The following is an 8967-nucleotide window of genomic DNA, read 5'->3' on the forward strand; positions in this document are numbered from 1 at the left end:
GCATTTCCTGCGCCGATCATCCTACTGAACAGAGAGAGACACAAACCATACTATTTTAGTGTTTGAAGTCGGTCCGATGCTCTGTCTGCTGCTCAAACAAAAAAACCGGAGAAGTTCCCTTCCCCGGTTTTTGATAATTTTATTCCCACTCGATGGTTCCTGGAGGCTTGGAGGTCACATCGTAAACGACGCGGTTGATGCCGCGGACTTCGTTGATGATGCGGGTCGCTGCCCGGCCAAGGAACTCCATATCGTAGTGATAGAAGTCAGCTGTCATTCCGTCCACGGAGGTCACTGCACGCAGGGCACAGACGAACTCGTAGGTACGGCCATCGCCCATGACGCCAACTGTCTGCACCGGCAGGAGAACTGCGAATGCTTGCCAGATGGCGTCATAAAGACCTGCCTTGCGGATTTCATCGAGATAAATGGCATCTGCCTGACGGAGAATATCTAGCTTCTCGCGGGTGATACCACCTGGGCAACGGATTGCCAGACCTGGGCCTGGGAATGGGTGTCGCCCAATGAAGCTGTCCGGAAGGCCCAGTTCGCGACCGAGATCACGAACTTCGTCTTTGAACAGCTCACGGAGAGGTTCAACCAGCTGCATGTTCATCCGCTCTGGTAAGCCACCAACATTGTGGTGAGACTTGATGGTTACGGATGGACCGCCGGTGAAGGAGACACTCTCGATCACATCAGGATACAGCGTACCCTGCGCGAGGAAGTCTGCACCACCAAGCTTTTTCGCTTCTTCTTCGAAGACTTCGATGAAGAGCTTTCCGATGGTTTTGCGCTTGACTTCCGGATCGCTTTCACCTTCCAGCTGGCCGATGAACAGATCAGAAGCGTCTACGTGAACCAGCGGGATGTTGTAGTGATCGCGGAACATGGACAAAACTTGTTCCGTTTCACCCATGCGCATCAAGCCGTGGTCTACATAGATACAGGTGAGCTGATCGCCAATGGCTTCGTGGATCAGTACTGCAGCAACAGAGCTGTCTACGCCGCCGGAAAGGCCGCAGATGACTTTCTTGTCGCCAACCTGATCACGGATCGCCTGAATGGCCTGCTGGCGGTACTCCGCCATGGTCCAGTCGCCTGAACAACCTGCGATTTTGTGGGTGAAGTTCTCAATGAGCTTCGCCCCATCTGGCGTATGCACCACTTCCGGGTGGAACTGAACGGCGTAGAAGTGGCGTTTCTCGTCTGCAATGGCTGCAAACGGCGCGCCTTCTGAAGTGCCGATCACTTCAAAACCTTCTGGAAGGGAAACAACACGGTCGCCATGGCTCATCCAAACCTGATGCTTGGAGCCCTGTTCCCAGCAGCCTTCAAACAGTGCAGAAGACTTTTCGACGGAAACAAACGCCCGGCCAAACTCTTTATGGTCGGATGTGGCAACTTCGCCGCCCAATTGGGCGCACATGGTCTGCTGACCATAACAAATTCCGAGGACAGGAATTCCAGCCTCGAATACGATCTGGGGTGCACGCGGGCTCCCCATTTCAGTCGTGGATGCCGGACCACCTGACAGGATCACCGCCTTTGGATTCATTTCCTTAAAAGCAGCTTCTGCAGACTGGAACGGAACGATCTCAGAATACACACCAGACTCGCGCACACGGCGCGCAATGAGCTGAGTGACCTGAGATCCGAAATCAATAATGAGGATGCGGTCAGTCATGCGCAGCTTCTACTCTGTACGCATTGATTTGGGAAGGTCTATTCCGAGGAAATTTTGGAGTTACGCTAAGAGCGCTAGGTGTTTTTCTGTGAGCTTTGAACAAAGCCGCGCCAAGCTACAAAATGGACTGCTCGTGCTCTTCGATGCTGCTCATCATTTGACCCAGTCTGATGCGCTCCTGAACATCAAGCTGTGGCAGCAGGTTCTTTTCGAGCTGCTCCAACTGCGCCTCCAAAGAACGAAGAACAACACGCCCCTCTTCTGTCAGGCTGAGGCGAACCAGGCGCCGATCTCTTGGATGTTCCCGCTTCTTGATGAGGTTGGCTTCTGAAAGGCGTTTTACAGCACGGGAAACGGCAACCGTATCCAGACCAATGACCGGACCGAGTTCTCTTACTGAGACTGCTCCCAAACGTTCAGAGGCGCTCAGGACCAGCCAGGAAGGAAGAGACAGTCCGTAATTTTTCTGCAAGTGTTCGGACAAGCGCCGCTCAATGAAGCGGCCTGTCGCAATGATGCGAAGCGGCAAATAGTTCAGCAGCTCGACGTTATGTTCGTCTTCAAACAGACTTGCCTGTGTCATTATGTTGGCACGGTACTTCTCGGCCATAACCCTTTTGCCCTGCGTCAAATGCTTTGCTTCACTCCATTGACCGATAAGAAAAACGGAAAATGGTTAAGCTGACTTGAATATTGGTGATTTTTCCCAGGCACTAGCCCCTGATTGTGGTTTTGATGCGTTCAAGATCATCTATCCACGCCTTCCTTCCCGATCCACTCGTTCCACCTTTGACGCTGATTTGCCAAGCGCTTAGGCTTCCTACTGCATAGATACGAATTTGATTCGCAGAATTGCCTGTCAGCAGATCCATCCGGTTGGATCTACGGACGGCACTGCCCAACAAGGGGGTCCGTAAAAGATGACAGAGACACTGCGTGGAACGCCGGAAGCCGATACCCGGCAAGAGAAAATCTACGCTGCACTGGATGCGATTTCCTATCTGGAACAGGACGAACGCTTTGATGAAGTGATCCCTGTTTATCAGGATCTCGTGGGTCGCTACCCGGATGATGTGGAACTTCTCTTCAAGATGGCAACAATTATGCTGCGCAATGGAGACCTTCGAGAGTCCGTTGCTCATTTGCGCAAAGTTCTGTTCATGAAGCCTGAGCATCTGCCAGCGCGCGCCAATATGGGCAACGCACTGCTTTTGCTTGGCTATCTAGAGCAAGCTAAAGAGGCATTTGACGCTGTCGTAGAAGCCGAGCCAGAAAATCGCAATGCGCTTTATGGGCTGTCGACTATTCTGATCAAGATGCATGTGCATGCAGAAGCTGAGCCCTACGCCAGACGCCTTGTTCAGCAAATACCAAACAGCGCTGCTGCCCTTTCATTGCTTGGCGATGCTTTAAGCGCTGAGACGAACGCAGAAGCAGCGATCCTGAACTATCGTGCAGCCCTCAGATTTGATCCGCATTATGTTCCAGCGCTTCTTGGTCTGTCGAAAGTGCTGATTATCCGCAAAAAGAGCGAAGAGGCTCTTGCCCGCCTCAATGAGGCACATGATCTGCAACCGCGCAACGTGGAAGTGCTTGTCGCGATGGGCCATGCTTATTTGCTGGAAGACAGCACTGCCAGCGCCGTTGAAAGCTTTGAGCTGGCTCATGCGTGCGAGCCAGACAATGCGGCGGCTCTTGTGCACCTGAGCATCGGTAAGCGGAAGATGGGATTGGTGTATGCTGGCGTCTATCATGCTGCTGCAGCCTGGCGCCTTGCTCCCGGCAATAAGCAGGTTGCCAATGCGCTTGGCGCGGCACTTGCGGCGGCAGGTGCAAGCGATGCTGCGCGTGATGTTCTCACCTCTCACGCAAGAGGTCATGAGTTTATGGAAGCCACAATCGCAGCCATCAAAGAAATCGAGTATCTTGCTGAGCAAGGCTATGAGCGGCCTGTTCGTGAAGAAAAGCGTGCGACTGAGATTGCGGAGGCAGAAGAGCCTGACGGAACAGAGAACGTAGAGCAAGACGAGACGGAAGCACTTCAGGAAGAAAGCAGCGAAGCAGCAAATGTGGAGCAAGCTGACGAGACTGACGAAAAGCCTGAGCTTTCTGAAGAGCTCGAAGAGAAAACTTCAAACTAATCACTTTTCATTCAGCAAAAAAGCCTGCCGCAGATGTACCGCGACAGGCTTTCATTTTTGATAGGCGTTGGCCGGCTTGCTTTTAGTCTCGTTCCATCATTGCGATGAAGAAGCCATCCGTTCCTGTGTGATGCGGTGTCAGCGTGATCATACCACCATCCTTGAACAGCGGACGACGAGAGGAAACTTCGCCAAAGTGCTCTTCCCAGACTGGCGCCAAATCGACAAGCTTGAAGTCTGTATGCTTTTCCAGGAACGCTTGAACCTGAAGCTGGTTTTCTGCTGGTACAAGTGAGCATGTTGCATAGATCAGCTTGCCGCCAGAGCGTACGAAACGGGTCGCGGTTTCCAGCACCTGCGCCTGATCTTCAATACGACCATTCAGCGCATTTTCAGTTACGCGCCACTTTGTATCCGGACGGCGACGCCATACGCCTGTACCTGAACACGGCGCATCAACGAACACGCGGTCCATTTTGCCATCACAGATGTCCAGAGAGCCGGTCTGCGGATCAATTGTCTGGATGTTTCTTACACCGGCACGGGCCATGCGGTCATAGAGTGGTGCCAGGCGGGTTTTGTGGGCATCATAGGCGTAGATCTGCCCTTTGTTCTGCATCTGCGCAGCAAGGGCGAGGCTCTTACCACCTCCGCCTGCGCAAAGATCCAAAACCTGCTCACCGGGCTGGGCACCAGAAAGGATGGAGGCAATCTGAGATGCTTCATCCTGCAGCTCAAACCAGCCTTTTCGGAAACTTTCTTCTGCCTGAACGTGCGGTGACTTACGCGGCCCCACTACAGGCTCCAAACGAACACCAACTGGTGAGAGACCACTTGCTTCGGGATGCAGGTGTGACAAGCGTTTGAGAACTTTATCCTGCGAACTCTTCACCGTGTTGACGCGCATATCGATTGGTGCGCGCTCAGAAAGAGAGCGACCAACAGCCAATGCATCGTCACCGAAGTTTTCCTGAAAGTGTGGCCAGAGCCATTCCGGGATGTTTGCGGAAATCTGATCGTTGTCGCCGACCTGCTTGTTTTCAATCAGCGCGGTGCGTTCTGCATCGGACAGAGGTTCTGGCGCGTGACGGTCTTCTTCCATCACCTGCTCCAGCTTCTCGACCTGATTGCCCCAGCCCCAAATATAAGTTGCGAGCACAAGAGCGCGCGCACTCTCAGATCCCATCGCCTGTGCGTGGGAGAGTTTGTGGCGCAGCGCGTCAAAAACCAGATTGCCGATGGCCACCCGGTCACCGGATCCTGCGAACCTGTGCTTGTTGCCCCAATCCTTCAGAGCTTCCTGCACAGGACGGCGGCGGTCATTAATTTCTGTCAGCACTTCAATTGCAGCCGCAATTCGTCCACCGTCGCGCATGAATGATCCCTAATTCCGTGAATTCTATTTTACGATTTATTCGTTTGGCTTTGCAGCGTGTATGCCAATACTCAAGGCATTTCAATAGTGCATAGCATCTGTGAGGCAAAGCTCACATCAACTCATTCAACAATTTCTTGGGTGTTGCATCGCTCACATATGCGGGATTTAGCAGATAACAGTAAAAATACAGATATTTATGGGGTTCATCCGCTACCTCGTGACGCATAGCGCATTTTACTAAAAACATAGATGCTGTCTCGCAACTCATCGCAATCCTGTAAACAACCCGTGTTGCGTTCTATGTTTTATCAGGTCTCCATCTTTCTGCTGGGCAATGCCATTCTGTTTCTTTTGAAGGCAGATCTTATTGGCGCTTCAATTGCGTCCAACTCCCCGGTTAGTGCAAAGCAAAACCATTACATGTTCGCAGCTGGCGCCTTCACGACTGACGCACTACTTTCAGCCGTTCTTTCTTTAGGCAGTCTTGCGCTGTTGGAACTGGTCTTTGCAGTCTCCACGACTTGGTATTATTCAGTTGTTTGCCTGCTGACATACTTGAGTATTCTCAGCTTCTTCACTCTTCGCATTCATCGATAAGCTGAATACAAAAATGGCTCACCCGAGACCGGTGTGAGCCATCTTTCTTTTTGTGTTTGGTCGCAGTTACGCGCTTTTTACGTTGCGCAGGAAGCTTGCGATGTTGTCTTTCAAAATGTCTGCCTGCTTGTTGAGGATCTGTGAGGATGACAAGACCTGACTTGCAGTAGCGCTGGTTTCAGAGGCAGCTGATGACACGCCTGCCATGCTCTCAGCAACATTCTGCGTACCAACTGCTGCTTGTTGCACATTCTCACTAATCTCAGTTGTCGCAGCGCCTTGCTGCTCTACTGCTGCTGCAATGGTTGCCGTGATATCATTCACATCAGCCATGGTTCTGGTGATGGCACTGATCGCCCCAACAGCTTCCTGAGAAGAGTTTTGGATGCCAATGATTTGGCTGGAGATCTCTTCGGTTGCTTTGGAGGTTTGATTGGCCAGCTCCTTCACTTCAGCAGCAACCACAGCAAAGCCCTTACCCGCCTCCCCAGCACGCGCCGCTTCGATTGTTGCGTTGAGAGCCAAAAGGTTGGTCTGCTCTGCAATTGCCTGAATGAGGGTCACCACTTCACCAATCCGCTGAGCAGCGCTGTCGAGACTGGAGACCTTGTCGTTGGTTATCTGCGCTGTAGATGTGGCGTCAGAGACAACCTTCTGTGTCTGTCCGATCTGACGGCTGATTTCATCAATAGACGCAGCCAGTTCCTCAGCTGCAGACGCAACTGTCTGCACATTGGTGGAAGCCTCTTCAGAAGACGCAGCAGCGGTTGTTGACTGCTCAGTTGCATGCTCAGCAATACCTGTCAGTGCTTTTGCCGAGATTTCCATCTCGGTGGAGTTATCTGCCACAGTGGTCAGACTTTCCTGAATGGTGTCGTCAAAGTCTGTGATGAGCTCATCAATGTGCTTTTGACGCAGTGCACGAGCTTCCTGCTCTTGCTCAGATTCACTTTGCAGCTTCAGGCGCTCAACAGCATTGCCAACAAACACTTCCAGCGCTTTCGCCATCTGACCGATTTCGTCTTTGCGATCTGTGAAGGCGACTGGCTCGTCTACGTTCCCTTTTGTCAGGGAGTTCATACGCGCTGTGATGCCAACAACCGGCTTTGCGATAGAAGACCCGACAAACCACAGAACAACCACACCCAGTGCCAGGCAGATGAGCGCCGTAATGATGGCGTTGGTGCGGGTGGTGTTTGCAGCCGACAGGAGCTCTGCTTTATCGACGGTCACGATTGCAGACCAGACCTGCTCAGTGCCACGCAGTGTCAACGGATAAGTTGCAATCTCCTTGTCGCCCAGCTCAATCACGGTCGGCTGCGTACCTGCATCAACAATAAGCTGTGCAATGTCTGCTGGGATCTCCTCACCTTTTAGCTCGGTGTTGGAATGTGCGACCCACTTGCCATCATCACTTACGAGGCCGACAAAACCGCTCTTGAACTTTCTGGACGCCTCAAGGCTCGCAATAAGGCCGTTGAGGAACACATCGCCAGTGACAACGCCGATTGCCTTGCCATTTGCATTAAACACAGGCGAGGACATGGAAACTGCCATGACGGTATCGCCCTGAGATTCAAAGCTATATGGCGGCGTTACCACATCACGCCCTAGTCTGAGGGGAAGGCCGTACCAGCTGTCCGCATCGGCCTCATCCGCACCAGCAATCCGCCAACCGGTTTTGCCATCTTTGCGGGAGAAGTAAGGAGAGAAGCGGCCTGCCTCACTGTTGTAATCTTGCCCAATATGAGCGGCATCTTCGCCGATAGTGTTGGGCTCAAAGGAGGTGGTCAGTCCATCAATTGTCGGATTGTTTGAGAAGAAATCGCGCGCAATGTTGGCGACCTGCTCACGGGACAAGTCTGCATGGAGGAGCGTCTGCTCCAGCTGATCTGCAAAACTTGCGGTGATGATTTGGGCTTCGCTGATAGTTTGATTGGCCAGATCTGCTTGAACCTGTGCGTTCTCAATAAGTAATTCCTGTCCTGCCTCTTCTGAAGAGTTGGACATAAGGACTGAAACAACTGTGATGAGGGCAATAAAGCCAAGCAAAAACACGGCATTCGCAGCAGCGAATATCCTGAGGCGCAGTGACATGGTTATTTTCCATTGAATTAGTTCAATTTATTCTCAACCTCTCTACCCCTCAAAAATTAATTGCAACTTAAGTCTAGTGTTTTCCAAAGAAAACCTAGTAATACATTTTGCCGCACTCAACTTTTATCAATACAACTCATTGCTTTTTCTAAATTAATTGAAACTTCCAAATAATCGACAAAGATGCAAAAATATTTTCTCTGCGTGAGATAATTTGCGACATAGCTGAATATTTTTATTCTATATGCAGAGATCATATATTTTACGACTCAATCATGATTTCGATTTGAATGATTCAAGTTACTTTGCCGGCTAAAGTTATTCTAATATATCAATATGGATCCAATTGAAGCAAAACGACATCAAACAAGTGTATCAATTGTCACCTCCTCATGATCTCAAGCCCTTCCTCAAGCTCAATCCCCTCTCCAATTTCAAAGTACATTCTTCCAAATTACTTTATTTGGTAGAAGGGAACTATGTCCCTTCTACACCTGCAGGTTTCTAGTCAGGCTTTCCTGAAGTATCCCATAACATCGGGTTCATGATCGGTGCGGCGGCGACAGACGTGCCACCGATACCGTCCATCTCGCCTTTAGAGAAACCTTTTTAGAAGACGGGCAAAGTGAAATTTTGCAGCCATCAGGCGGACTTTGTGTTCTACCCAAAGCCTTAAACGCGCTCATCCCTAAGCCCGAGAACTTTGGCGATAAAGAAATCGCAAGGCTTACAGAGCTTTTCAGTGCCACAACCGCCACCACACTCAATCAGCTCTCAAAGCGAAGCTTCTCCGGCCCGATCTTGTCCAAGCGCACAACAATCAAGCCTAAAAGCCCTGAGATCGCTGCACTAGACTGGGCAGAGGCCATGGAAGCCGCCTGCGCAAACTTTCAAGCTAGAGGTGTTGCGGCATGAATCCGATCGAACTTTTGACAACAGCAGAAGCCACTGATCGTTTAAGAATTTCGCCACAAACCCTAAACATCTGGCGCTGCAAGGGAACAGGTTCTGAGTTCTGCAAGGTCGGCCGCACCGTGCGCTACACCACAGAATCCCTTCCAAACTTC

Annotated in this window: 6 protein-coding genes; 2 read left to right on the top strand and 4 right to left on the bottom strand. The window is 51.2% G+C overall.

Going from position 1 to position 8967, the window contains the following annotated elements; all coding sequences use genetic code 11:
• Window positions 1–139 precede the first annotated feature (139 nt).
• Window positions 140–1687 (bottom strand): glutamine-hydrolyzing GMP synthase, encoded by a 1548-nt coding sequence (gene guaA, locus PJE062_RS20935; RefSeq protein WP_008552051.1) that lies wholly within the window; start codon window positions 1685–1687, stop codon window positions 140–142.
• A 115-nt stretch (window positions 1688–1802) separates the two neighbouring features.
• Entirely contained in the window at window positions 1803–2297 is a 495-nt protein-coding gene (locus PJE062_RS20940; RefSeq protein ID WP_008552061.1) for a MarR family winged helix-turn-helix transcriptional regulator, read from the bottom strand.
• A 310-nt stretch (window positions 2298–2607) separates the two neighbouring features.
• Here PJE062_RS20940 and PJE062_RS20945 point away from each other — a divergent pair, with 310 nt between their 5' ends.
• Complete coding sequence (locus PJE062_RS20945) at window positions 2608–3828, top strand: lipopolysaccharide assembly protein LapB (RefSeq protein ID WP_008551861.1); 1221 nt, start codon at window positions 2608–2610, stop codon at window positions 3826–3828.
• Window positions 3829–3910: 82 nt separating this feature from the next.
• On the opposite strand, the gene PJE062_RS20950 is transcribed toward PJE062_RS20945, so the two are convergent.
• Window positions 3911–5203, bottom strand: a complete 1293-nt coding sequence (locus PJE062_RS20950) for an RsmB/NOP family class I SAM-dependent RNA methyltransferase (protein WP_008551930.1) — start codon at window positions 5201–5203, stop codon at window positions 3911–3913.
• A gap of 303 nt (window positions 5204–5506) precedes the next feature.
• On the opposite strand from PJE062_RS20950, the gene PJE062_RS20955 reads away from it, so the two are divergent.
• Entirely contained in the window at window positions 5507–5803 is a 297-nt protein-coding gene (locus PJE062_RS20955) for a hypothetical protein (RefSeq protein WP_008551962.1), read from the top strand.
• 66 nt (window positions 5804–5869) lie between these two features.
• On the opposite strand, the gene PJE062_RS20960 is transcribed toward PJE062_RS20955, so the two are convergent.
• Window positions 5870–7900, bottom strand: coding sequence for a methyl-accepting chemotaxis protein (locus PJE062_RS20960; RefSeq protein ID WP_008551941.1), 2031 nt, complete (start codon window positions 7898–7900; stop codon window positions 5870–5872).
• Between the last annotated feature and the right edge of the window lie 1067 nt (window positions 7901–8967).

This window comes from Pseudovibrio sp. JE062, from assembly GCF_000156235.1.
Taxonomy (GTDB): Bacteria; Pseudomonadota; Alphaproteobacteria; order Rhizobiales; family Stappiaceae; genus Pseudovibrio.

Coding starts and splice junctions, on each gene's coding strand:
- guaA (WP_008552051.1), bottom strand. CDS start 1,687: ATGACTGACCGCATCCTCATTATTGATTTCGGATCTCAGGTCACTCAG.
- PJE062_RS20940 (WP_008552061.1), bottom strand. CDS start 2,297: ATGGCCGAGAAGTACCGTGCCAACATAATGACACAGGCAAGTCTGTTT.
- PJE062_RS20945 (WP_008551861.1), top strand. CDS start 2,608: ATGACAGAGACACTGCGTGGAACGCCGGAAGCCGATACCCGGCAAGAG.
- PJE062_RS20950 (WP_008551930.1), bottom strand. CDS start 5,203: ATGCGCGACGGTGGACGAATTGCGGCTGCAATTGAAGTGCTGACAGAA.
- PJE062_RS20955 (WP_008551962.1), top strand. CDS start 5,507: ATGTTTTATCAGGTCTCCATCTTTCTGCTGGGCAATGCCATTCTGTTT.
- PJE062_RS20960 (WP_008551941.1), bottom strand. CDS start 7,900: ATGTCACTGCGCCTCAGGATATTCGCTGCTGCGAATGCCGTGTTTTTG.